At 63.7% G+C, this 25,102-nt stretch carries 21 protein-coding genes; 10 read left to right on the top strand and 11 right to left on the bottom strand.

Going from position 1 to position 25,102, the window contains the following annotated elements; genetic code table 11:
- Entirely contained in the window at positions 1-198 is a 198-nt protein-coding gene (locus tag CDV44_RS06205; RefSeq protein ID WP_087687093.1) for a Flp family type IVb pilin, read from the bottom strand.
- 24 nt (positions 199-222) lie between these two features.
- Positions 223-408 (bottom strand): Flp family type IVb pilin, encoded by a 186-nt coding sequence (locus CDV44_RS06200; RefSeq protein ID WP_058378234.1) that lies wholly within the window; start codon positions 406-408, stop codon positions 223-225.
- Between the two features lie 1,144 nt (positions 409-1,552).
- Here CDV44_RS06200 and CDV44_RS06195 point away from each other — a divergent pair.
- The 5 genes from CDV44_RS06195 to CDV44_RS06175 all read left to right on the top strand — a co-directional run bounded on the left by CDV44_RS06195 (position 1,553) and on the right by CDV44_RS06175 (position 7,319).
- Complete coding sequence (locus CDV44_RS06195; protein WP_087687092.1) at positions 1,553-1,864, top strand: hypothetical protein; 312 nt, start codon at positions 1,553-1,555, stop codon at positions 1,862-1,864.
- Positions 1,865-1,891: 27 nt separating this feature from the next.
- Complete coding sequence (locus tag CDV44_RS06190) at positions 1,892-3,520, top strand: collagen-like triple helix repeat-containing protein (protein ID WP_087687091.1); 1,629 nt, start codon at positions 1,892-1,894, stop codon at positions 3,518-3,520.
- A 315-nt stretch (positions 3,521-3,835) separates the two neighbouring features.
- Positions 3,836-5,095, top strand: coding sequence for a collagen-like triple helix repeat-containing protein (locus CDV44_RS06185; RefSeq protein ID WP_140413443.1), 1,260 nt, complete (start codon positions 3,836-3,838; stop codon positions 5,093-5,095).
- Between the two features lie 83 nt (positions 5,096-5,178).
- On the top strand, positions 5,179-5,910 hold the full coding sequence (locus tag CDV44_RS06180) for a MarR family winged helix-turn-helix transcriptional regulator (RefSeq protein WP_087687089.1): 732 nt from the start codon (positions 5,179-5,181) through the stop codon (positions 5,908-5,910).
- A 98-nt stretch (positions 5,911-6,008) separates the two neighbouring features.
- Positions 6,009-7,319, top strand: coding sequence for a collagen-like triple helix repeat-containing protein (locus tag CDV44_RS06175; protein WP_087687088.1), 1,311 nt, complete (start codon positions 6,009-6,011; stop codon positions 7,317-7,319).
- 287 nt (positions 7,320-7,606) lie between these two features.
- Here CDV44_RS06175 and CDV44_RS06170 read toward each other — a convergent pair whose 3' ends face one another.
- From CDV44_RS06170 to CDV44_RS06160, 3 genes are all read right to left on the bottom strand, one after another.
- Positions 7,607-8,017: a DUF2147 domain-containing protein gene (locus CDV44_RS06170; protein ID WP_249277425.1), complete on the bottom strand. Its 411-nt coding sequence runs from the start codon at positions 8,015-8,017 to the stop codon at positions 7,607-7,609.
- A 265-nt stretch (positions 8,018-8,282) separates the two neighbouring features.
- On the bottom strand, positions 8,283-8,759 hold the full coding sequence (locus tag CDV44_RS06165) for a DUF2147 domain-containing protein (RefSeq protein ID WP_170935861.1): 477 nt from the start codon (positions 8,757-8,759) through the stop codon (positions 8,283-8,285).
- Between the two features lie 189 nt (positions 8,760-8,948).
- The gene (locus tag CDV44_RS06160) at positions 8,949-9,572 is read right to left on the bottom strand and encodes a DUF2939 domain-containing protein (protein WP_170935860.1); all 624 of its coding nucleotides are present in this window, start codon (positions 9,570-9,572) and stop codon (positions 8,949-8,951) included.
- Positions 9,573-9,845: 273 nt separating this feature from the next.
- Between CDV44_RS06160 and CDV44_RS06155 the strand changes: the two genes are divergently transcribed.
- Entirely contained in the window at positions 9,846-10,172 is a 327-nt protein-coding gene (locus tag CDV44_RS06155) for a hypothetical protein (protein WP_087687084.1), read from the top strand.
- A 28-nt stretch (positions 10,173-10,200) separates the two neighbouring features.
- Here the strand turns inward: CDV44_RS06155 and zapE are convergent, their stop codons facing one another.
- The 4 genes from zapE to CDV44_RS06135 form a co-directional block, all read right to left on the bottom strand.
- Positions 10,201-11,298, bottom strand: coding sequence for a cell division protein ZapE (zapE, locus tag CDV44_RS06150; protein WP_087687083.1), 1,098 nt, complete (start codon positions 11,296-11,298; stop codon positions 10,201-10,203).
- Positions 11,299-11,406: 108 nt separating this feature from the next.
- Positions 11,407-12,837 (bottom strand): dihydrolipoyl dehydrogenase, encoded by a 1,431-nt coding sequence (gene lpdA, locus CDV44_RS06145; RefSeq protein WP_058378225.1) that lies wholly within the window; start codon positions 12,835-12,837, stop codon positions 11,407-11,409.
- A gap of 93 nt (positions 12,838-12,930) precedes the next feature.
- Positions 12,931-14,190 carry a 2-oxoglutarate dehydrogenase complex dihydrolipoyllysine-residue succinyltransferase gene (gene odhB, locus CDV44_RS06140; RefSeq protein ID WP_058378224.1) on the bottom strand — a complete coding sequence of 420 codons (1,260 nt, stop codon included), beginning with the start codon at positions 14,188-14,190 and terminating at the stop codon, positions 12,931-12,933.
- A gap of 89 nt (positions 14,191-14,279) precedes the next feature.
- Entirely contained in the window at positions 14,280-17,141 is a 2,862-nt protein-coding gene (locus CDV44_RS06135; protein ID WP_087687082.1) for a 2-oxoglutarate dehydrogenase E1 component, read from the bottom strand.
- 564 nt (positions 17,142-17,705) lie between these two features.
- On the opposite strand from CDV44_RS06135, the gene CDV44_RS06130 reads away from it, so the two are divergent.
- On the top strand, positions 17,706-19,538 hold the full coding sequence (locus tag CDV44_RS06130; protein ID WP_087687081.1) for an assimilatory sulfite reductase (NADPH) flavoprotein subunit: 1,833 nt from the start codon (positions 17,706-17,708) through the stop codon (positions 19,536-19,538).
- Positions 19,539-19,591: 53 nt separating this feature from the next.
- Entirely contained in the window at positions 19,592-21,316 is a 1,725-nt protein-coding gene (locus tag CDV44_RS06125; protein WP_087687080.1) for an NADPH-dependent assimilatory sulfite reductase hemoprotein subunit, read from the top strand.
- 109 nt (positions 21,317-21,425) lie between these two features.
- Here CDV44_RS06125 and CDV44_RS06120 read toward each other — a convergent pair whose 3' ends face one another.
- Both CDV44_RS06120 and CDV44_RS28650 read right to left on the bottom strand, forming a co-directional pair.
- Entirely contained in the window at positions 21,426-21,821 is a 396-nt protein-coding gene (locus CDV44_RS06120) for a hypothetical protein (RefSeq protein WP_087724677.1), read from the bottom strand.
- Between the two features lie 103 nt (positions 21,822-21,924).
- On the bottom strand, positions 21,925-23,544 hold the full coding sequence (locus CDV44_RS28650; RefSeq protein WP_087687078.1) for a methyl-accepting chemotaxis protein: 1,620 nt from the start codon (positions 23,542-23,544) through the stop codon (positions 21,925-21,927).
- Between the two features lie 292 nt (positions 23,545-23,836).
- Between CDV44_RS28650 and CDV44_RS06110 the strand changes: the two genes are divergently transcribed.
- Both CDV44_RS06110 and CDV44_RS06105 read left to right on the top strand, forming a co-directional pair.
- Positions 23,837-24,139 carry a hypothetical protein gene (locus CDV44_RS06110; RefSeq protein ID WP_087687077.1) on the top strand — a complete coding sequence of 101 codons (303 nt, stop codon included), beginning with the start codon at positions 23,837-23,839 and terminating at the stop codon, positions 24,137-24,139.
- Between the two features lie 236 nt (positions 24,140-24,375).
- Positions 24,376-25,008 carry a LysE family translocator gene (locus CDV44_RS06105; RefSeq protein WP_087687076.1) on the top strand — a complete coding sequence of 211 codons (633 nt, stop codon included), beginning with the start codon at positions 24,376-24,378 and terminating at the stop codon, positions 25,006-25,008.
- The last annotated feature ends 94 nt before the right edge of the window (positions 25,009-25,102 follow it).

The raw sequence follows: 25,102 nt of genomic DNA, 5'->3' as shown, positions 1-25,102 counted from the left end.
TCAGTGCGAAATCACCGAGATGGCGGCTGACGACATCGTGCTGAAGATCGACGAAATCGCGCTGCCCAACTGGGTGTAGACGGTCGTCCCGATGATCAGCGCCACGATGGCGGCGAGAATGCCGTACTCCAGCGCCGTAACTCCCTGCTGACGCCGCAGTCCCCGCCGCCCGTAGCGCTTACGCTGCGCGATTCGCATAGTCCGCACCCCGCGCAAGCGCCGTCAGGCACCCGCAGATGTCACGACCGACTGAACCTTCGAGAAAACCGATGTGAAGACACCCTGCAATGCCGGGGAGACAGTGACGCCAATAATCACGGCGACAACAGCAGCCAGAATGCCGTACTCCAGCGCGGTCACACCACGCTCATCGCGCGCAAACAGTCGAATACGATTGCCGAGTTTCATCTCACCCTCCCTCACTATTAAGGCGCTTTGCGCCCGTTGGCATACATGGCGAGTCACTCTCAGGTTTTTGCCTGAACGACGAGAACTCGCCATATCGCTTATCAGTTCTGGACTTCGGCCTCGGGTTCGTTGCGTAGCAAGGCTTACGAACCTCTTTTACTTTGTACGCCATTATTTCCCGCCATGCTGTAACAACCATCGGGATCGCGCACTATTTTTTTTCGATGCTAATTTAAACTAAAACGCAAAAACTAGAGCCTTCCTACCAATCACCCTGGAGAATGTAAGAAAACGTTACGCGGGTTGATCAAACAATACTCCAAAACTAAGCAATGCAACACGCGCGAGGGAAAACCATGATTCTGCGCGTGTGAGCGAAACAACGCCTCTAATGCAGCGGACATTTAAATAACTATTCATTCATCGTCCGTTCGCCATGTTTCGCGGCCGCTATGCCCGTCACGTCCGCCCTTGATTCCGGCAATTGCTTCGCAACCCTTGCCAATCACGGCACCGAGAGGAATCTCACATGCCGGCGCCCTTGCGCGCAACCACCGAATCTTTCGAAATCTTTCGCCATCCGTGGTATTTCCGCATCGTCTGTATTAGCCCGGCGAGTGCCAATCGTATTCCGTCTCATTTACGTCCTGCACAGGCCCTTTTCCGCAGGGCCAATCATCTTTGCCACAGCGCAATCGACACGGCTTCTCGAACGGCAGTCGTAACGTGATTTCGAAAAATTACGTCGCACTGGCAACTGTTCCGATCCCTCTTTACGCGAATTTCCTGCAATAGCCGCTGCACGTACCGGCATTCGGGTTTTGACGAGCGTATTTACCCGAACTCACGGGAAGCGCGTTACGTAACGTTCCCCGTAACGCCCCCCGTAACGGGAACGGCAATTCGCCGGAATTACCTCCGCTTTCACCTTTTCCCGATCTCGTTAACCCTGACTTTTGATCAGGCGTGCCAGTGCTCGATCTCTCGATCCAAAAGATTCTTGTTTTGCGAAACGCAAATAAATACAGGCTTTCCCGGCGATCGACAAAAAAACTAGAGCGATTACTCAAACCCGGATTTAGAGATTGGCACACCTCTTGCGGATATCCCTGCATCGCAACGCTAAAGATCACCGGGGGACACCATGATCATTGGCATTACCAAACAAACGACGCTCGGCACCGCAGGCCTTACCGCCTCGCAGCAGCGCGTCAGGGCCATGCAGCGCAGCGCTGCCGCCCAAGACGATCGTAGAGGCGCAAGCCCAGGGAGGAGCGGTGAGGACGGCGGTGGCGTACACGCCACCGCCACACCGTTCGGCACGGCAGGCACTCAACGTACGAATCAGGCCCTGGCGATGACGGGCCCCACAAGCGCAGCCGTCGAGGCGCTCCTGTTCGCACTCATCGCACAACGCATGAACACCCGACTGGCTGCGCAAGAAGCGCTCGCCTGATCACATAAACGACCAGAGGACACCATCATGAACAGCATCCAACGCAACCTTATCGCTTCGGCCTGCCTTCTCGCCATCGTCACCATGACCGGCTGCGCCAGCTCCGGCTCGGGCGGCACCAGCGGCTCTCTCGGCGGCGGCACCAGCGCCGGTTCCAGCGGCGGCGACGGCAGCGGCGGCGGATCGGGTACCGGCACGGGCACCGATGGCGGCAGCAGCAGTGGCGGCAGCAGCAGCGGCGGTAGCAGCAGCGGCGGCAGCAGCAGCGGTGGTAGCAGCAGCGGCGGTAGCAGCAGCGGTGGCAGCAGCAGCGGCGGCAGCAGCGGCGGCGCGTCCACCAACCCGATCGGCACGGTCGCCGGCACTGCCAGCACCGGTGTCGTCACGCAAGTGGGCAAGACGGTCAGCGATCTGGGCACCACGCTCGGCAGCACGCAACTGCCGCTGGTCAGCACGCAAACGAAAAGCGGCCTCTCGGGCGCAGTCGTCTCCACCGGCAACGCCGTGCAAACGCTGGGCAACGGCCTGACGAACGGTCTGGGCAAGCTGGGTTCGGTCTCCGACCCGCTCAACCCGACGCTCGCCAGCTTGGGCGGCGTGGTCTCGAACCTGGGTACCGCCGGCACGCAACTGGGTAGCGCCGTCGCCGGTCTCGGTCAAACGGGTCCGCTGGCCAACACCCCGATCAACGGCGTTACGACGCTGCTTGGCGGTGTCGTGACGGCCGTCGGCAACGGTGGCGTCGCCATCGGCAACAGCCTGACGAGCACGATCACCAGCGCCCCGGTGCAACAACTCACCACGGGCCTGTCGTCGGCCATCACGCCGATCACGAATGTGGTGACCAACACCACGCAAACGGTCGGCAACGTCACGGGCCTCGGTACGCCGGTGGCTGGCCTACTGGCGCAAGTCGGCGGCGGCCTGGCCGGTGTCGGCACCAAGGTGGCCTCGCAACTCAACAACCCGATTGCCACGGACGTCGGCGGTCTGGTGGCAGGCGTGGGCAACACGGTGGCCAGCCTCGGCGGCCTCGTGCATGGCACGCCCACCAGCACCAACCCGCTCGCCCCGCTCACCTCGGCCCTCGGCGGTCTCGGTGGTCTGGGAGGTCTTGGCGGCACGGGCACGGGCAGCGGCCCGCTCGCACCGGTCACGAATCTGCTGACCGGTCTGACGGGCGGCCTCGGCGGCGCCGCTGGCGGCACCTCGGGCAACAACCCGCTGGCCCCGGTCACGAACCTGCTCTCCGGTTTGACGGGTGGCCTCGGTGGTGCCGCAGGCGGGTCGTCGGGCAGCAACCCGCTCGCCCCGGTGACCAATCTGGTTGCCGGCCTGACGGGTGGCCTCGGTGGCGCGACGGGTGGCACGTCGGGTAGCAACCCGCTGGCCCCGGTGACCAACCTCGTGGCCGGCCTGACGGGCGCGCTGGGTGGTTCGGCCTCGGCAGGTGCCGGCGGCTCGGCCGGCTCGGGCGGTGCTTCGGCAGGCGCAGGCGGCTCGGCCTCCACGGGTGCCCTGGCACCGGTGACCAACCTCCTTGGCGCAGTCACGGGTGCCGCAGGCGGTGCCACCGGTTCGGCAGGTTCCAACGGCGGTCTGCTGGCCCCGGTGACGGGCTTGCTCGGCGGCCTGCTCGGCGGCGGCAAGAAGTAAGCCGCCCCGGCCCAGCCATCGACCGACAGACGCGAGAACAGGAGTCACGATCATGACCCGAGCGATTCCCCCACCCGCCTGCGATCGCCGCGATCCGGCCCTCCTCCCGATGTCCGCACATCGGGTCGAGAAGGTCCGGATCCGGTCCACCCCAAACGCCGCCCGCCCTCGCCGCCTCACCAGACTTCAGCGGCTACAGAGCGACCGGCCCAGGTTTCTGAAATGGAAGTAACCCGGCAATCGAAGACATAACCACAGACGACTCCGCGCGGCACGCCGCCGGGACACAGTAAAACGATCAGGGAGATGAACATCATGTCGAACGCACTGCAACGTACCCTTCTGGCCTCTGCCGCTATCGGCATGATCGCACTCACCGGCTGCTCCAGCGGCGGCGGCGGAAGCGGCGCCACGGCCACCGGCACCACGGGCACCCCGAATGCTGTCGGTACCACGGCCACCGGCGCCGGCGGCGTCGTCAGCTCCGCCGGCAACGTCGTGAGCGCCTTGGGCAATCAGGTCGCCAGCACCAACCTGCCGCTGGTCTCGCCGCAAGCCACGCAAGGCATGGGCAACGCTCTCGTGCAGACCGGCAACGCCGTCACCGATCTCGGCAACGGCGTGAGCAGCGGCCTCGGCCAGATCGGCGCGTCGAAAGACCCCGTCGGCACCACGCTCGCCAGCACCGGCAACGTCGTGACCGATCTCGGTAACGCAGGCGTCTCGCTGGGTAGCGGCGTCGCCGGTATCGGCAAGAGCGGCCCGCTCGCCGGTACGCCGGTCGACACGCTGACCGGTGCCCTCGGCAACGTCGTGGCCACGGTCGGTCAAGGCGGCATCGCCGGCGGCGCGATCCTCAAGCAGGCCTTCTCCGGCGGCCCGCTCGTGACGGCGACCACCGCACTCTCGTCGGCCATCACCCCGATCACCAATGTGGTCTCGGATACCACCCGCACCGTGGGTAACACCACGGGCCTCGGCGGACCGGTACAGAACCTGCTCACCACGCTGGGCAACACCGTGGGCACCGTCGGCACGACGTTGCGCGGTGCGTCCTCGAACCAGGTCGTCTATGCCCTGGGCGGCACGGTCATCGCTACCGGCAATACGGTGGCAGGGCTGGGTGGCTTCGTGAATGGTCAGACGTCCACCGGTTCTTCGAACCCGTTCGGCTCGCTGCTCGGCAACCTGGGCACCACGGCCGCAGGCGGCGGCACCGGCTCGGCGGGCAACCCGCTCGGCTCGATCACGGGCCTGCTGGGCGGCCTCGGTGGTGCGAGCGGCGGCAGCAGCCCGTTGGCCCCGGTTACCAACTTGCTCTCGGGCTTGTCGGGTGCCGCAGGCGGCTCGGGCGGCAGCAGCCCGCTCGCCCCGGTCACCAACCTGCTCTCGGGCGTGTCAGGCGCCGCAGGCGGCTCGGGCGGCAGCAGCCCCCTCGCTCCCGTGACGAATCTGCTGTCCGGTGTCACCGGCGCGGCAGGCGGCAGCACCGGCTCGGGCGCGGCAGGTGGCCTCGGCGGACTGCTCGCACCGGTCACCGGCTTGCTCGGCAGTCTCGGAACGGTGGCGAAGTAACGCGCAGCGTTCTAGCGAAATACCCCTCGCGCAACGGTCACCCACTGACTGGTTGATGCGCACTTGATCGATAAGGAGATGCCATGGCCCGCTTCATTCCCGACACCGGCCTTTTGATGCGCGGCCATGGCGAATCTGCCACGCAAATGACCGAACCGGCAGCCATTCGCGATACCGGCAACGGCGCATTTTCGAACCACTTGCACAACACCTCCGGCACCGACCACGGTGCCGCTTACGGGGCGGCGTCGTCCGCCTCCCAGCTCAACGGAGCGCACAGCACCATGAGCGATCGACACACGAACCGCAACGATCTCGTCTCTGGCATCGTCCGCTCGCTTGGACGCCGGCTCGCCGTGTACACCGCGCTCTATCACGCCGCACTCGCCGAACAACTCGGCCTGAACGTCACCGATCTGAACGCGCTCGATCTGATTCTCGAACTCGAATCGATTACCGCGGGGCAACTCGCCGAACTCATGGGTGTGAGCTCCGGCGGCATCACCACCGTCATCGACCGGCTGGAGCGCGCAGGTTTCGTCGAGCGCGAGAAGAACCCGCACGATCGCCGCATGGTGATGATTCACCCCATCGAAGAACGCTGTGCACAAATCGAACAGTTCCTGTCGTCGGTGTCGCGCGAACTCACGGCCGTGAGTGCCGCGTACGACCAGAACGAACTCGCCGCCATTCACGACTTTCTGGTGCAGAGCATTCGCACGCTCAAGAGCGAGACCTTCCGTCTGCGCTTCGAAGCGGATCAGGACATCGCCGGACTGGTTTCGACCGGCCGGCCGGCCCCGGCGCGCACGTGAGTGTGCGCGACGCATCTGCCGCCGGGCCGGCCCTCGAGTTGGCCACCGGGTTTGCCACCGGGTTTGCCACCGGGTTTGCCACATTATGGAGACACGTCATGTCGAAGCACTTGCGTCCTACCCTGCTCGCCGCGCTGGTGGCAGGTGTCGTGGGAGTTACGGGTTGCTCGAGTTCGGGCAGCGGCAGCGGTGCGACGGGCAACACGCCCACCAACCCGACGAATCCCACCAATCCGACGAACCCGACAAACCCCACCAACCCGACCACGCCCACCAGCAGCAATGGCGTTGTCAGCTCCGTGGGCTCGGTGGTGAGCGCAGTCGGTAATCAGGTGTCGGGCACCACGATTCCGGGCGTCTCGCCGCAAGTCAATCAGGGCCTTGGCGGCGCGCTCACGCAAACCGGCAATGCCGTCACCGACTTGGGTACCGGCGTGGGCAACGGGCTCGGACAACTGGGTAAATCCGGCACCGACCCCGTCGGCACCACGCTCGCCAGCACCGGCAACGTGGTGACCGATCTGGGCAATGCCGGAGTCTCGCTCGGCAGCGGTATCGCCGGTATCGGCAAGAGCGGTCCGCTCGCCGGTACACCGGTCGACACGCTGACGGGTGTGCTCGGGAATGTGGTCGCGACCGTCGGTCAGGGTGGCGTGAAAGGCGGCGCGGCACTCACGCAAGTGCTGACCAGTGCACCGGTCGTGCAGGCGACGACAGCACTCTCGTCCGCCGTCACGCCGATCACGAACACGGTGGTGAACACCACGCAAACATTGGGTAACACCACCGGGTTGGGTGCGCCGCTTTCCGGGCTGCTCGGTACCGTGGGCGGTGCCTTGAATTCCGCTGGCGCACAGGTCAAGGGCGCGGCACCGAATGCGGTGGTGGCGAGTCTCGCCAATCCGCTCATGGCACTCGGCAACACCGTGACCAGTGCGGGAGGATTGCTGACCGGCAGCACCAGCGGCTCGAGCGCCAATGCGCTCGGCACAGTACTCGCCAACGTCGGCAATACGACCGTCACGCCGACATCGGCCAGCGGCACGAATCCGCTGGGCGCGCTGACGGGCCTGTTGGGTGGTCTCGGTGGAGCGACGGGTTCGTCGGGCGGGACAGGCAGCAATCCGCTCGGGGCCGTTACCGGTTTGTTGGGCGGGTTGTCTGGATCGACGGGGTCAGGGTCATCGGCCAGTAATCCGCTCGGTGCTGTCACGGGCCTGTTAGGCGGTGTGACCAACACGGCGGGCGGCTCTGGCAGCGCCAGCAATCCGCTCGCACCGGTGACCACATTGCTGAGCTCGGTGACCGCACCGCTCACGTCGATTGCAGGCAATACGTCGGGCGGTTCTGGCAGCGCAGGCGGCCTGCTCGCGCCGGTGACGGGCTTGCTGGGCGGGCTAGGAAAATAAGCGGTGAATCGGCATCGAATGCAGGGCCGGTAGTTCGCAGTTCGCGAGAGGGAGCAGTGCTGGGGGTGGAAGGCGGCGTAGTGCAGACAGCCTGAAGACGGCGTCTTGAAATGAGTGTCTGAAGGGCGAGGGAGGGCGGCAAGCCCGGACAGTGTGGCGACACTGCCCGGGCTTTGTCGCATGCGTGTTTTTGTACTCCTACGTGCGTGTCGCGTTCGTGATCTGAGCCCCAAACAAAACACCCGCCGTAGCGGGTGTTTTTGTTTCGTGCCGAGAACGCGTCCGGCTTACTGTTCGCGAATCCAGGTTTGCGTGCGGCCCAGCAGCGATACGCCGATGTAGCCACGCACCTCTAGCTTCTTGCCGCCTTCGATCACCGTCATCTTGCAGCGATATTCCTTGCCGTTCTCCGGGTCGAGAATCTTGCCGCCGTCGAATCCGTCGCCGTCGCGGCGCACGCCGTTGATGATCTGAAGTCCCAGCATCTTCTGCCCCTTGCGGGCGTCGGTGCAAGCCGTGCAAATACGTTCGGGATCGTCGCTCTCGCCAAGACCCTTGGTAATCGTGCCGATGTATTCACCGTCTTTTTCGGTGATCGTCACGAGCGCCTTCGGCTTGCCGGTGTTGTCGTCGATCGTCTTCCAGACACCTGCCGGTGTCATCGCGTCGGCGGCCATAGCCAACGTCGCGCCGCCCATCAGGGCCACCGCCACCAGTGCACGTGCACCCAGACGTCGCCACGACGTCGCATTGGAAATCTGCATCATGATTGTCTTCCTCCCAGATACGGAATTGATTCTCGTAGGACTCACTCGCCGGCAAGTCTCGTGCTGCCGCGCGCGTCAGCCGTTTTGAAGATTACGCCAAAGGCGTGGCCCCGTGCTGAGGAAGTCCTCTAGCGCGGGGCCGCTTCAATGCGTCAATTCCGGTAGTTTCCTGCGATCTCGGGGAGGCGGTTGAGCGCTACTCTTCGCGCACCCACGTCTGGGTTCGCCCCAGCAGGGTCACGCCGAGGTAGCCGCGCACTTCGAGCTTCTTGCCGCCGTCGACCACCCGCACCTTGCAGCCATATTCGCTGCCGCTGTCCGGGTCGAGAATCTTGCCGCCGGTATATTCGTCGCCCTCTTTGTGCAGGCCGCGAATGATCTCAAGCCCCTGAAGCTTTTTCCCCTTGCGCCAGTCGGTGCACGCGGAGCACACACGTTCGAGCGCGTCGTGCCGGCCGAGACTTCGCGTGAGCGCGCCGACGTATTCCCCGTTCTTCTCGGTGATGGTGATGAGCGCCTTGGGCTCACCCGACTTGTCGTCGATGATCCGCCACACACCAGCAGGTGTCGTCTCGTCGGCAAACGCGGCATGTGCCGCGCCGCCCATCAGTGACATGGCCAGCAGCGCACCGGCGCCCAGTCGCCGCCATGACGTCGTATTCAAAATCTGCATCAGACTTACCTTCGTCCCATAGAAGGGAGGTTCTGTTTCCTTGTGCGACTACCCCTGACTCGTGCGCCAGACGGAATTCCGTTGGCCGAAACCGGGCATTGTCACCGCATTTTGCGTCGTTTTTATTTCCGGTGCTTACCACGCTGCCCGGGATGGCCCGAACGCGGCACGGCGACGGCGCTCGGTCGATTACAGCGGGGGCACCGCAATGGCCGTCAACCGCCACTGCACAAGGTTTCGGCGCGTGAGCGTGAACGTCACCACACGCTCGGGACGGTCGCTGCGTGAGACGTGCACGAGGAAGTGGTTGAAGTCCTGAAACTCGGTGCGCGTGAGCGTGCGCGCGCGCTCGTTGGCCGGTGCCGCGCCGGACGGTGCGGTATCGCCGCTGCCGGTGGAGGGTGTGGCCGGTGCCGGGCTGCCGCCCTCATTCGCCGCGCTCGGTGGCGTGACATCACGCGGCGCAGGCGCGCCCGGTGCGGGCGGCAAGCCGGTGCTGTCGCCACGCAACATGGCGGCCACCGCCTCCGGCGTGAGCAGCGCTTCGACCACCCGGTCCGACACCCAGCCGCCGAACGCCAGCGCCAGCGCGCCCAGTGCATTGCCGCGCTGTTTGTCCATTTGACGCGAGAGTTCGTCGTGCAGGCTCGATTTCAGGCTTTCGCGCACGGCCGGATAGTCGACATACGTCGACAGCGTATCGGCGTCACGCGCGTTCGCCGCGTCGCGTGCGCGCCACAACGTGTAATAAGGCGTGCCGAACAGCAAGCCCAGCACCACCAACGCCACTAGGGCAATCCACAACTTACGCATTGCGCAGACTCCGACGATAAACATCGCATGGTACGTAGCACATTACGTTGCCTGCGTACCGGCTTACATTGCTTTACAAATCTTTACAGCAAGTGGGACCCAGCCCTCTTACTCTCGAAGCGTAGCCGCACGATCCGTACACGCGCGAGCGTCAGTTTCCCCTTTCGGGACGCTGATGGCGCACGCGCCGTCACTGGCCATACGATTGGCCGGCTGGCAGACCGAATTTCAGGCTGAACCGAGCGGCAACTTAACCGACAAGGAGGTGGCAGCATGCGTCACACCCGACTTGTCCCGATACTCTGTTTCGTCCTGCTGGCCGGTGCCTCGATGGGCACCATGGCGCAGACAACGTCGCACAGCCGGTTCTTCGCCGGCTGGTTTGCGCAGGGAAGCGAGCGCCCGGACGGGCGCGGCAATGGCAACAACAACGGCGGTAACAATGGGGCTCGCGGTGGCCCGGGCGGGCCGTCGCGTCCGCCGCAAGAGGTGCGTCCGCAAGGTGACTTGCGGGGCGATATCTACAACCACATTCGCGAACAGCGCCAGGCCCCGCCGCCGCAACCGCCGCGCGAGCGCAACAACAATCGCGGGCGCTGATTAGCGCCGCGGCATCAGACCGGCCACATCACGTCAGCGACGTGTCCACCACACGGCGCGGTGTTTCGAGATATTCCAGCGACTGCATCTCAACCAGACGCGACACCGTACGGGTGAATTCGTTGGCGAGCGTGCCCTCGGTGTACAACTGCTCGGGCGGCACCGCCGCCGACATCAGCAGCTTCACCTTATGGTCGTAGAACACGTCTACGAGCCACGTGAAGCGACGCGCTTCCGACGCCATACGCGGCGTCATCTGCGGCACATCCGACAGCACCACGGTATGGAAACGGTTCGCCAGTTCGAGGTAATCGTTCTGTGAGCGCGGGCCGCCGCAAAGCGTGTGGAAGTCGAACCACACCACACCGCCTGCGCGACGCAGTGCCTTCAATTCCCGTTGTTCGATATGCAGCAGCGGGCTTTCGTCCGGCACCCCGGCAATCTCGGCAAACGCGGCGCGCAGCGCGCGGTTCGCTTCATTGCCCAGCGGGTAGTGATAGACCTGCACCTGCGCCAGCGTGCGGCGGCGATAGTCGATACCGGCATCGACGTTGAGCACGTCGAGCTTCTCTTCGAGCAGCCTGATGGCGGGCAGCACGCGATCGCGATGCAGGCCGTCCGGGTACAGCGTGTCCGGGCGATAGTTCGAGGTCATCACGAACTGCACGCCGTTTTTGAACAGCTCCGAGAGCAGGCGGTGCAGAATCATCGCGTCGGCCACGTCGGACACGTGAAATTCGTCGAAGCAGATCAGGCGATACCGCTTGGCGATGCGCTTGGCCAATTCGTCCAGCGGATCAGGCAAGCCCTTGAGCGCCTGCAACTGGTGGTGCACTTCGCGCATGAACTCGTGGAAGTGCAGGCGCGTCTTGCGCTGCAACGGCACCACCGAATAGAAGCTGTCCATCAGGAAGCTCTTGCCGCGCCCTACCCCGCCCCACAGGTACACGCCCTTGGGCAGATCCGGGTGCACGAGCCACTTCTTGAGCGTGTTCGAGCGCTTGGCCTTGTAGGCCGCCCATTCGTCGTAGCACTGTTGCAGTCGATCGACGGCACGCTCCTGCGCTTCGTCGGGCTGGTAGCCGCGCGCGGCCAGTTCTTGTAGGTAGTATTCGCGAACGTTCATGCGGACAGCGCGCCGGAAGACGGGCCAAAAGAGCAACGTGGATCAGGAGTCGGGAAAAAACAAAGGCGAGTTGCCTCGCCTTTGTTCGTACTTCTCAGTGCAACCCGCTTACTTGTTCAGCGCGCGCTTCTCGACATCGAGGGCGGCTTCGCGCATCACTTCGGACAGCGACGGGTGCGGATGGCAGATACGGCCGATGTCTTCCGACGCCGCCTTGAACTCCATCGCCACCACGGCTTCGGCAATCAGGTCCGAAGCGTTCAGGCCGATCACGTGCACGCCGAGGATTTCGTCGGTCTTGGCATCGGCCAGCACCTTCACGAAACCATCCGACGAGCCCATGCCCAGCGCACGGCCGTTGGCCGCGAACGGGAACTGACCCGGCTTGAACTCACGGCCTTCGGCCTTCAACTGCTGCTCGGTCTTGCCGACCCAGGCGATTTCCGGCGAGGTGTAGATCACCCACGGAATGCAGTTGTAGTCGATGTGGGGCTTTTGACCGGCGATGACTTCGGCCACCAGCACGCCTTCGTCTTCCGCCTTGTGGGCCAGCATCGGGCCACGCACCACGTCACCGATCGCGTACACGTTCGGCAGCTTGGTGGCGCAGTGGTCGTCCACCGGGATGAAGCCGCGCTCGTCGGTCGCGAGACCGATGTTGCCCAGGCCCAGATCGTCGGTGTTCGGCACGCGGCCGACCGACACGATCAGACGGTCGACGACGAGCGTCTTGGCGTTGCCCGCGTTGTCCGTGTACTCGACCGTGACGTTATCCTTGCCGGTCTTGACTTCGCCGACCTTCACGCCGACGTTGATGTCCAGACCTTGCTTCTTGAACTGCTTGGCGGCTTCCTTGGCGACGCCGGCGTCGGCGGCAGCCAGGAATTCCGGCATGGCTTCGAGCACGGTGACTTCGGCACCCAGACGGCGCCACACCGAACCCAGTTCCAGACCGATCACGCCAGCGCCGATCACGCCCAGCTTCTTCGGCACGGTGTCGAACGAGAGCGCACCTTCGTTATCCGAGATGAGCTGGTTGTCGACCGGCATGCCCGGCAGGTGACGGGCCTTCGAACCCGTGGCGATGATGATGTTCTTGGCGTTGACCGATTCGTTCTCGGCGCCCGTCACATCGATCTGATAGCCAGCGTCGTTCTTGGCGATGATCTTGCCGTGACCCTTGAGCCACGTGATCTTGTTCTTCTTGAACAGATACTCGATACCGCCCGTCATCTTGTCGACGATGCCTTGCTTGCGCGTGAGCATCTTGGCGATGTCGATCTTCACGTCCGACGTCGTAATGCCGTGATCGGCCAGGTGATGACCGACCTTTTCGAACTCTTCCGACGACGCGAGCAGTGCCTTCGACGGAATGCAGCCCACGTTCAGGCACGTACCGCCCAGCACCATCTTGCCGGCCGGGTTGGTCCACTTCTCGACGCAAGCGACCGAGAAACCGAGTTGGGCAGCGCGGATCGCGGCGATATAACCGCCGGGGCCGGCGCCGATAACGACGACATCAAATTCTTTGTTTGCCATTTTGAGACTCAGTGAGGTTGACGGCAGGGGGAGGCGCGGTGCGCCGGCCGCGCGAACACGGCCGGGCAGACACCGCGCAGTGCGCGCTAACGCTTACAGGTCGAGCAGCAGGCGCGCCGGATCTTCCAGCGCTTCCTTCATGGCGACGAGGCTCAGCACGGCTTCGCGGCCGTCGATGATGCGGTGGTCGTAGCTCATGGCCAGATAGTTCATCGGACGGATGACGATCTCGCCGTTCACCACGACAGCGCGTTCCTTCGTGGCGTGCACGCCAAGAATGGCCGACTGGGGCGGGTTGATAATCGGGGTCGACAGCATCGAGCCGAACACACCGCCGTTCGAGATCGAGAACGTACCGCCGGTCATTTCTTCGATCGACAGCTTGCCGTCGGCAGCCTTCTTGCCGTACTCGGCGATCTTCTTCTCGATGTCGGCCAGGCTCATCTGGTCGGCATTGCGCAGAATCGGCACCACCAGACCACGCGGCGAGCCGACAGCGATACCGATGTCGAAGTAGCCGTGGTAGACGATGTCGTTACCGTCGATCGAGGCGTTCACGGCCGGGTACTTCTTGAGCGCGTGCACAGCAGCCTTGACGAAGAACGACATGAAACCCAGCTTCACGCCGTGTTCCTTCTCGAACTTGTCCTTGTACTTGTTGCGCAGGTCCATCACCGGCTTCATGTCCACTTCGTTGAACGTGGTCAGAATGGCGTTGGTCTGTTGCGATTGCAGCAGGCGCTCGGCGATACGGGCGCGCAGACGCGACATCGGCACGCGCTGTTCCGGACGGCCTTCCAGCGACGTGTCGCGGCCAACGGCGGCAGCCACCGACGGCAGCGAGGCGCGTTGCGCCGGGGCCGGGATCGAAGCAGCAGCGGCCGGCTTGGCGGCGCCAGCGGCCAGGGCGTCGCCCTTGGTCACGCGGCCGTCGCGGCCCGAGCCGGCAACGTCGGTTGCCGACAGGTTCTTCTCGGCCAGCACCTTGGCAGCGGCCGGGCTGGCGATGCCACCCGAAGCACCACCCGTGGCAGCAGCGGCTGCGGGGGCAGCGGCCGGTGCAGCGGCTTCCGCCGGCTTGGCGGCGACCGGCGCAGCAGCGCCTGCCTTGGCTTCGGTGTCGATCTTGGCGATGATTTGTTCCGACGTCACCGTGTCGCCAGCGCTGGCCGTCACTTCGACGAGCACGCCTGCGGCGGGGGCCGGCACTTCGAGCACGACCTTGTCGGTCTCGACTTCGATCACGGTTTCATCTTGGGCGATGGCTTCGCCGACTTTTTTCTTCCAGTCGAGCAGGGTGCCTTCGGAAACCGACTCGGAAAACTGGGGGACTTTGACTTCAACAATGGCCATTTCTGGATCCTGGATTCGATAAACGTTCAATTCGGAAATACGGCAGCGGCCGTCCCTGGGGGAGGACGACCGCTGTAAGACCTAACCGGTTACTGCACCACGGTCGCGCCCTTCAGGCGACCGAAAGCCGTATCGAGCAACTGCTTGAGTTGTTCGTAATGCTTGGCGTAGTAGCCCACCGCAGGCGAGGCCGAGGCCGGACGACCGGCGTAAGCCAGCTTCTGACCGGCGCTCATGCTCTCTGCCAGATGGTGTTCGATGTAGAACCACGGACCCTGGTTTTGCGGCTCGTCCTGGGCCCACACCACTTCGGCGAGGTTTTCGTACTTCTTCAGCTCGTTCTCGAACGCCTTGTGCGGGAACGGGTAGAGCTGTTCCACACGGACGATCGCGGTGTCGGTCGACTTGTCTTCGCGACGGCGGGCAATCAGGTCGTAGTACAGGCGGCCCGAGCAGGCGACCACGCGCTTGACCTTCTTGGCGTCGATCGAAGCATCGGTCTCGCCGATGACCGTCTGGAAGCCGCCCTTGGCGAGTTCCGACAGGTCGCTCACGGCTTCCTTGTGACGCAGCAGCGACTTCGGCGTGAACACGATCAGCGGCTTGCGCAGCTGGCGGATCATCTGACGGCGCAGCAGGTGGAAAATCTGTGCCGGCGTGGTCGGCTGAACCACTTGCATGTTCGTATCGGCGCACAGTTGCAGGTAGCGTTCGATACGTGCCGACGAGTGCTCCGGACCCTGGCCTTCATAGCCGTGCGGCAGCAGCATCGTCAGGCCCGACACGCGGCCCCACTTCACTTCGCCGCTCGAGATGAACTGGTCGATCACGACTTGGGCGCCGTTGGCGAAGTCGCCGAACTGACCTTCCCACAGCACCATCGTGTTCGGCTCAGCCGTCGAGTAACCGTATTCGAAGCCCAGCACGGCTTCTTCGGACAGCACCGAGTCGATCACCGTGAAGTTGGCCTGACCTTCGGCCACGTGTTGCAGCGGCACGTACGTACCGTCGTTCCAGCGTTCGCGGTTTTGATCGTGCAGCACCGAGTGGCGGTGCGTGAACGTGCCACGGCCCGAATCCTGACCGGTCAGGCGCACTGCGAAGCCCGACGAGACCAGCGATGCGAAGGCCAGGTGTTCGCCCATACCCCAGTCGAGCGGCTGCTCGCCCAGACCCATCTTGCGACGGTCGTTGATGACCTTCTCGACGAGCGGGTGAACCTTGAAGTTCGCCGGGATCGTCGTGATGCGCTCAGCCAGACGCTTGAGTTCAGCCAGCGGCACGGCCGTGTCGGCCTTGTCGGTCCACTGCTTGTTCAGGAACGGCACCCAGTCCACCGAGTACTTGCTCTTGTAGTTCGAGAGCACCGGATCGATGGTGTGATGACCGTCGTCCATGGCCTTGCGGTAGGCCTTGACGAAGCCGTCGCCTTCTTCGGCGGTGATCACGCCTTGCGTGACCAGCTTCTCGACGTACAGCGCGCGCGTGCCCGGGTGTTGGGCAATCTTCTTGTACATCAGCGGCTGCGTGACCGCCGGGGTGTCTTGCTCGTTGTGACCCAGCTTGCGGTAGCAAACGATGTCGACCACGGCGTCCTTCTTGAATTCCTGACGGAATTCGAGGGCCAGTTGCATGGCCAGCACGACCGCTTCCGGATCGTCGCCGTTCACGTGCAGCACCGGCGCTTCGATCATCTTGACCACGTCCGAGCAGTACGTCGTCGAACGGGCGTCACGCGGGTCCGACGTGGTGAAGCCGATCTGGTTGTTGATGACGATGTGCACCGTGCCGTGCGTGCCGTAACCACGCGTTTGCGCGAGGTTCAGCGTTTCCATCACGACGCCCTGGCCTGCGAAGGCCGCGTCGCCGTGCACTTGCACCGGCAGCACGCTGGCGGCATCGGCTTCGCCACGGCGGTCCATACGGGCCTTGGCCGAACCTTCGACCACCGGGTTCACGATTTCCAGGTGCGACGGGTTGAACGCCAGCGACAGGTGGACCGGGCCACCGCTCGTCGAGACGTCGCTCGAGAAGCCCTTGTGGTACTTCACGTCACCAGCCGGCAGGTCGTCGACGTGCTTGCCTTCGAATTCGGCGAACAGGTCCGACGGCATCTTGCCGAGGGTGTTGACCAGCACGTTCAGACGGCCGCGGTGGGCCATGCCGATCACGATTTCTTGCACGCCCTTGGCACCGGCGTGGTGAACCAGTTCGTCCATCGCCACGATGAACGATTCGCCGCCTTCGAGCGAGAAGCGCTTCTGGCCGACGAACTTGGTATGCAGGAAGCGCTCGAGGCCTTCAGCGGCCGTCAGGCGTTCCAGAATGTGCTTTTTCTTTTCAGCAGTGAAGTTGGGCGTTGCACGCGCCTTCTCCAGACGCTCTTGCCACCAGCGCTTCTGCACCGGGTCGCTGATGTACATGTACTCGGCGCCGATCGAGCCGCAGTACGTGTCGCGCAGCGACTTCAGGAGGTCACGCAGGCTGGCTTGCTCGAAACCGAAGTACGTGTTCTCAGCGGAGTACACGCCATCCATGTCGGCTTCGGTCAGGTCGTAGAAGGCCGGTTCCAGTTCCGGAATGGCCGGGCGTTCCTGACGCTTGAGCGGATCCAGGTTGGCCCAGCGGGCACCCAGAAAACGGTAGGCGGCAACGAGCGACTGCACGTGAACCTGCTTGCGGGCCACGGCCATGTCGGACGCACCGGTACGCGGCAGGAAGGCATTGGCCTTCGCGCGTTGGGCGAACGACTCCACGATCGGGGCGTGAGCCACGTCGTTGGCGTTGGAACCATCAACAGCGGGAACGTTTTGCAGCGCGTCGAAATACTGGCGCCAGTTGTCCGGCACAGAAGCCGGATTATCAAGATACGACTCGTACAACTCTTCAACGTAGGGGGCATTGCCGCCGAAGAGATACGAGTTCGCTTGGAATTGTTCCATCAAACTCATTTTGCGCTCACCTTTTCTACGAGTAGCTCGAGAAATAGCGGGTTACGAAACCTTCCGCGACACGGCCTGACCGGATAGCGGATTGCGTGAATCAAGTGGTGCTTGGAAGGACCTGATCAATCACGGCGAGGAGCATAGCACGTTTTCCCCGCACCCACCGGGCCGGAAAGCCGTCACACGGGGCTGACCGGCGTTACCGTCCGTTACGCGCCCGGACGGCCTTCACAGCCCCGCAAACGGGCGTTTGACGCGCTGACGCCCCAAAACCGGCTGCCGCTAACCTGCCGCTATTCGACCCCGATTTTGCGACACTGCCCCTCGAATGCGCCGTCAACACGCCGTCATCACGCATGACGCGGTAACGCCAGATGTCATCGGCAAACGGTTTCCGCTTTATGCTTATATGGAAATTGGATATATAGGAATTAAATTTTATTATTTTAATTTCTAATCAGTGACCGATATCGTGTCGACTATCCCCTTGCCGGTCCATCTGGGGGTGGCTTGACGGGTCAGACCCGCCCGGGCTTCCGTGCTGGTCCGGCCCCTGGAGCCAACAAAGACATGCAAGAGACGACGCCTCTCACTGCCCAGCAGGCCCAGTTGCTCAGCCAACTGGTCCAAGGCCTTTCTACCGAACAGCTCGCGTGGGTGCGCGGCTTTCTCGCCGGTATCAATCACTCGGTCAAGCAAGCAGGCACGCAAGCCCCGGCCGCGACGGCCAGCGCCGCCGCCCCGCAGCTGACCATTCTGTATGGTTCGCAGACGGGCCACGCACAGGAAGTCGCCGAACACGCGAAGGCACGTGCCGTCGCCGCCGGCTTCAAGGTCGACCTGTTCGCGATGGGTGACTATAAAGCGTCGCGCCTGAAGAACGACAAGCTGCTGCTCGTCGCAGTCTCCACGCAGGGCGAGGGCGAACCGCCCGACGATGCCCGCGATTTCTATGAATTCCTGCATGGCGAGAAGGCCCCGAAGCTTCAGGGCACCCGCTTTGCCGTGCTGGGTCTGGGCGATTCGAGCTATGAGAAGTTCTGCCAGGCCGGCAAGGACTTCGATACGCGCCTCGCCGCGCTGGGCGCCGAGCGTCTGGTCAACCGTGTCGACAGCGACGTCGACTACGACGCCCCGGCCGAGCGCTGGATCGAAGAAGCCGTTGAAGCCCTCAAGCGCGTGGCCGCACCGGCCACGGCAGGCGCCGGCAATGCCGCAGGCAACGACGGCTTCAGCCTCGCCGCCCTCGCCAGCGGCGTAGCCCCGGCCGCCGCGGCCAGCCAGTACAGCCGCAAGCATCCGTTCGAAGCGACCGTGCTCGAGAACATCAAGCTCTCCGGCCGTGGCTCCTCGAAGGAAGTGCATCACGTCGAACTCTCGCTCGAAGGCTCGGGCCTCACGTACGAGCCGGGCGACGCGCTGGGTGTGGTCGTGAAGAACGACGACACGCTGGTCGACGACCTGATCGATACGCTCGCCCTCGACCCGCAAGCGACCACGACTACGCAAGACAGCACCCTCACCCTGCGCGACGCATTCCTGCGCGCTTACGACATCACCACGCTCTCGCGCGCCTTCCTCGAGAAGTACGCCGCGCTGGCCGAGTCGACCGAACTCAAGGCGCTGCTCGCGGCGGGTAACGAAGCCGCCCTGCGCGACTATCTGTATGGCCGCGACGTGCTCGACGTGGTGCGCCAGTTCCCTGCCCGCAAGGTGAAGGCGGCCGAATTCGTCGGCACGCTGCGCACGCTTCAGCCGCGTCTGTACTCGATCGCATCGAGCCTCGCCGCGAACCCGGAAGCCGTGCACATCACCGTGGGTGCCGTGCGCTACGACAGCCATGGCCGCGCGCGTCGCGGGGTGGCATCGACGTATCTGGCCGACATCGCCCGCGAAGGCGAAACGGTGCCGGTCTATATTGAAGCGAACCGCAACTTCAAGTTGCCGGGCGACACCAACGCCCCGGTCATCATGATCGGCCCGGGTACCGGCATCGCCCCGTACCGCGCCTTCGTCGAAGAGCGTCAGGCGCTCGACGCCCCGGGCAAGAACTGGCTGTTCTTCGGCGACCGCAACTTCCGCACCGACTTCCTGTATCAGCGCGAATGGCAGCGCTACGTGAAAGACGGCGCGCTCAACAAGATCGATCTGGCGTTCTCGCGCGACACCGAAGACAAGGTCTACGTGCAGCACCGCATGCGCGAGCAAGGCAAGGAACTGTACGCATGGCTGCAAGAAGGCGCGCACCTCTACGTGTGCGGCGACGCCGACCAGATGGCACGTGACGTGAACACCGCACTCGTGGACATCGTGGCCGAGCATGGCGGTCTGGCCGCCGACGCCGCCGCCGAGTACGTGAAGACACTGCAACGCGAAAAGCGCTATCAGCGCGACGTGTACTGATCGAAGAACGATTCAGCCTGAACCGATAACAGCAGTCGATAACAGCAGCCCACATGACGCAAACAACGCAAGCCAACGCCGCGCCCGCGGCAGCGCGCTCCGAGGTCGAGAAGATCAAGGACGTCAGCAACTACCTGCGCGGCACCATTGCCGAAGGCCTCGCCGACCCGCTCACGGGCGCGATCTTCGAGCGTGACGCCCAGTTGCTCAAGTTCCACGGCTCGTACATGCAGGACGACCGCGACCTGCGCGGCGAACGTCAGAAGCAGAAACTCGAACCGGCCTACCAGTTCATGATCCGGCTGCGCATGCCGGGCGGCGTGTGCACGCCCGAGCAATGGCTCAAGCTCGACGATCTGGCGCAGAAATACGGCGGCAACACCATTCGTCTGACCACGCGTCAGACCGTGCAGTATCACAACGTGCTCAAGCACCAGTTGCGCCCGCTCATTCGCGGCATGGACGAAGTGGCCATGACCAGCATCGCCGCCTGCGGCGACGTGAACCGCAACACGCTGGTGTCGAACAACCCGCATCTGTCGCCGGCTCACGCGGCCGCGCTCGACTGGTGCCTGAAGATCGACCAGCACCTGCTGCCGCAAACCACCGCGTACCGTGAAATCTGGCTGGGCGACAAGCGTCTGGGTGCGGGCAAGGAGGATCACGAGCCGATCTACGGCAAGCACTATCTGCCGCGCAAGTTCAAGATCGCCATCGCGATTCCGCCGAACAACGACGTCGATATCTACGCCAACGATCTGGGCTTCATCGCAATCGTGAACGCCGACGGCCAGCTCGAAGGCTTCAACGTGACGGTAGGCGGCGGCATGGGCATGACGCACGGCGACGCCGCGACGTATCCGCGTGCGGGCACCGTCATCGGCTACACGCCGGCGGACCGCATCGTCGACGTGGCCGAGAAAGTGCTGCTCGTGCAGCGCGACTTCGGCGACCGTACGAACCGCAAGCATGCACGCCTGAAGTACACCATCGACGACCGTGGCGTGGAGTGGTTCAAGGAAGAACTCAATCGCTATCTGGGCTGGAATCTCGAGCCGGTGCGCGCATTCAGGTTCACCACCAACGGCGATCAGTACGGCTGGCTCAAGGGCGCCGACGATCTGTGGCACCTGACGCTGTTCATCCAGAACGGCCGCGTGAAGGACTGGGACGACTACCGCCTGATGACCGGCCTGCGCGAAGTCGCCAAGGTGCACGACGGCGACATCCGCATCACCGGCAATCAGAACCTGATCATCGGTCGCGTCAGTGAAGCGAACAAGCCGCAGATCGAAGCACTGGTGAAGGAGTACGGTCTGCTCGACGGCAAGCATCAAGGGGCCCTGCGCCTGAACTCGATGGCCTGCGTCGGCTTCCCGACCTGCGGTCTGGCGCTGGCAGAAAGCGAACGCGCGCTGCCCGAACTGGTGACGCGTCTGGAAAAGGTCTTGGACGACACCGGTCTTGCCGGTGAACCCATCACCATTCGCACGACGGGCTGCCCGAACGGTTGCGCACGCCCGTATCTGGCCGAGATCGGTCTGGTCGGCAAGTCGACCGGCAAGTACAACTTGTATCTGGGTGCCGGCTTCCACGGCCAGCGTCTGAACAAGCTGTACAAGGAGTCGGTGAACGACGACCAGATCGTGGCGGAGCTCACTCCCCTCTTCCAGCAATATGCCAAGACGCGCGAAGCCGGCGAGAAGTTCGGTGACTTCCTCGTGCGACAAGGCATCGTGAAGGAAGTGGTCGAAGCCCGCGAGGACTTCCACGGCTGATCGGTACGGTGGGAGCAGAAAACAAAAACGCGACGGTTTTCCGTCGCGTTTTTGTTGATGGCTTACCGTACGAGTGCGGCACCGAAGTCCCGCATCACCACCTCATACGTCAGTCGTTGCTGCCTGCGTACGGCACCATGCAGCGCCTGACGGTGGCTTCGAAGTCAGGCGAGACCTTGCTGCCCGGCGTCTCGTAGTACTGCACGCGGGCGCCGAAGCCGCCCTGCATGATGTCCACGTACGGGTTGTAGGTCGCCTTGCCCTCGGCATCCGGTCCGCGGTAGACGCGCACGCGGTCGGCGCCTTGACGCGCATAGCCGGTCGAATCGACGTTCGGAGACAGTTCGCTCCAGCCGTGATAGATGCAGTTGAGCACCATGAAGCGGTCGGCTTCGGTCCCCTGGTCGAGCAGTCGCCCCGTTGCCGGATCGGGCCGGCTCATCTGGTTGATCGGACCGCAACCTGCCAGGATCGCTACTGCCGCCAACAGCGCCATTCGCTTCATACCTCGACACCCTCAACTGAACAAAAGATGCCGAATGTTACCCGGTTCGGCGCGCCGCCGCCATGAACGCGCCCAAAGCGAGGCACGGCAACGGCTGCCGACGTCATGCCGCCAACGTCAACGGCGGCGTCGCCACGGCATGCAGCGCGGCACGCCGTTGGCCGCCAGCGTGACTTTCATCGCCTAACCGGAAACGGGCCATCTCGGCACGCAAGGCACTCGTCTGATCTTCGAGCGAGGCGGCTGCGGCGGCCGCCTGCTCGACCAGCGCCGCGTTCTGCTGCGTGACGGTATCCATTTGCGTGACGGCCTGATTCACCTGCTCGATGCCGCCGCTCTGCTCGTCGGACGCTGCCGAGATTTCGCCCATGATGTCGGTCACGCGCTGCACCGCTTGCACGATGTCGTTCATCGTGCGGCCAGCTTCGGCCACCAGCGATGACCCGTCAGACACCTTTTGCGCCGAGGCCTCGATCAACGCCTTGATCTCGCGGGCTGCCGTGGCGCTGCGTTGCGCGAGCGTGCGCACTTCCCCGGCCACCACCGCGAAGCCCCGTCCCTGCTCGCCTGCACGCGCCGCTTCCACCGCCGCATTGAGCGCCAGAATATTGGTCTGGAACGCTATGCCGTCGATCACGCTGATGATCTCCACCACCTGCGACGAGCTGCTGGAAATACCGTGCATCGTATCGACCACACGTGCGACTACCTGTCCGCCGCGCGAAGCAATGTCCGATGCGTTGACGGCAAGCTGGCTCGCCTGACGCGCATTGTCGGCATTCTGCTTGACGGTCGCGGTCAACTCTTCCATCGACGACGCCGTCTCTTCCAGCGAGGCCGCCTGCTGCTCCGTACGGGCCGACAGATCCGTGTTGCCTGCCGCAATCTCTGCCGTCGCCGTGGCCATGGCGTCGCAACTGCGGCGCACACCGCGAATCGTCCCTGCCAGCCGCGACTGCATCGCATCGACGCCGCGCATGAGCAGCGACATCTCGTCCTTGCCCCGCACTTCAATTTGGTTGTCGAGTTGACCGGCCGAGATGGCCTCGAAATGTGCCAGCGCGTCGTGCAGCGGCCGCATGATCGCGCCGCGCAGCGAGAAGTAACAGGCAATCGAGAGCAGCACGCCCAGCACGGTGGCGGCCACGCTCACCCAGCGGAATATGGCGAGCTCGGCCATCGAGGCCTCATAGGTCTCGCGTCCGAGCTTCATCTTGTAGGCCGCCAGCGCGTCGCTCACCGTCGTCAACGCCGCATAGTTCTTGGGCAGCGAGTTCATGGTGATGTCGTCCATGGCCACGCGATCGCCCGCGTTGATGGCGGCGATCATCGGGTTCATGCCTTTCTCGAAGAACGTCGCACGGCGCGCAGCAACCTCATCGGCCATGCGTTGCTCCTCGCCGCCACGGGGCAGTGCCAGATAGGCAGCCCACGCCGCGTCGGCATCCTTGAGCATGCCCTGCGCCCGGCTGACGACCTTGGGGACGTCGGGAGAATCGGGGTGAAGCACCACCCGGTCCAGAATGGCGCGCGTGCGGGCCAGTGTGGCGTTGTCCTTGCCCAGTGCCACCGTCGCCGCAAGATGACTTGCATACGTCTCACGCAGTGCATCGCCCGTGCGCGTCATGCCGGCGATACCCAGCGCGCCCATCAGAATCAACAATGCCGCCAACAGCGCCATGGTCAAACCCAGGCGCGCCTTAATCGAAAAGCTCCGCAACATGCTGTCGTCTCCGTCTCTATCATGGGTGGCTCACCCCCTGTCCGGCCTCTGACGGGCCGGTCATACTTGTGACATCGGCGCGGCGCGCGCCAGACTTGAGCATCCTGCGGGTTTACGTGCCCACCCGCCAAGCCTTTGACACACGCTCGTCTTGACGTAAATCAAGCGCGCGATGCACGCCTCACCGCCGCGCAGCCGTCTTGTGCAGCAAAACCAGAGATGTACTCGACGGACTGGGGAGCCGGTCCGATGATATGTCATATTTTATATATCTAAACAACTTATTCGAATCATGATCGAAGGTCTCGAGAAGCTATTGGCCGCTGGCAAAGACAACGCGTTGCTGCGATTCGGGCTGGGAAAAGCCTATCTGGATGCCCAGAACTTCGCGGTGGCGGCTGAGCACCTCACCCATTGCGTGGCGTTCGATCCGGCTTACACCGCCGCGTGGAAGCTGCTGGGCAAAGCACGTCAGGGGGCGGGGGATATCGAGGGTGCCCGCGACGCATGGACGCGTGGCATTGCGGCGGCCCAATCGCACGGCGACCGTCAGGCGGAGAAGGAAATGACGATTTTTCTGAAACGGCTGGGCTGACCCTGCTGAAATGGCGGGGAAGCCCGCCAGATAAGGGTTTGACGTCACCCACGGCACTCAACCGGCGTGCACGCCATTGACGTGGTATCTTGCAGCTTACGTTTTTTGACCCGCTGGTATACCCGAGATCGTCGTGATTGCCGCGATCGCTGCCATGGCTGCAATGTCTGCCCTCGCACCCTCGCCACGATTGCCCCGGGTCATCCACCGGCCCCCACTCGACTGCCTCGCCCAACATGCCTTCAATCGCAACCTGGCTGGCCTTCGCGCTTGTCGCCATCGGTATGGCCCTCACGCCCGGGCCGAACATGATGTATCTGATCTCGCGCTCCCTGTGTCAGGGGCCTGCGGCGGGACTGGTCTCGTTGGGCGGTGTCGCGCTCGGCTTCGTGGTCTACATGATCAGCGCCGCCTTCGGCATTACCGCCCTGCTCTTCGCGGTGCCGTTTGCGTACGACGTGCTGCGCTTCGGCGGTGCGGTCTATCTGCTCTGGCTGGCGTGGCAGGCACTCAAGCCGGGCGGGCGTTCGCCGTTCGAAGTGCGCGCCTTGCCGCGTGACAGCAATCGCCGCCTGTTCCTGATGGGCCTGTTCACCAGCGTGCTCAACCCGAAGATCGCCATGTTGTATCTGGCGCTGCTGCCGCAGTTCGTGCACCCGGAAAATGGCAGCGTGCTCACCCAGTCGCTGGTGCTGGGGACCACGCAGATCGTTTGCAGCGTACTGGTGAATGCCAGCGTGGCGCTATCGGCCGGTGCCATTGCGACGTTCTTCGCACAACGCCCGGCGTGGCTGCGCATTCAGCGCTGGCTGATGGGCGGTGTGTTGGGTGCGCTGGCCCTGCGCATGGCCACCGAAGCACGCCGTTGAGTTTTTGGAGGTGGCCCGCCATGGCGTGGCATACTTCTGCGATTTTCCGATTTCCCAAATTCGCCGCGCGGCGGGGATCCACGCAGCGCTAGGC

Origin of the sequence: Pandoraea sp. PE-S2R-1 (genome assembly GCF_002179865.1) — a bacterium.
Taxonomy (GTDB): domain Bacteria; phylum Pseudomonadota; class Gammaproteobacteria; order Burkholderiales; family Burkholderiaceae; genus Pandoraea.
The sequence above is the reverse complement of the archived record's forward strand: the minus strand, read 5'-3'. Positions and strand labels throughout refer to the sequence as shown.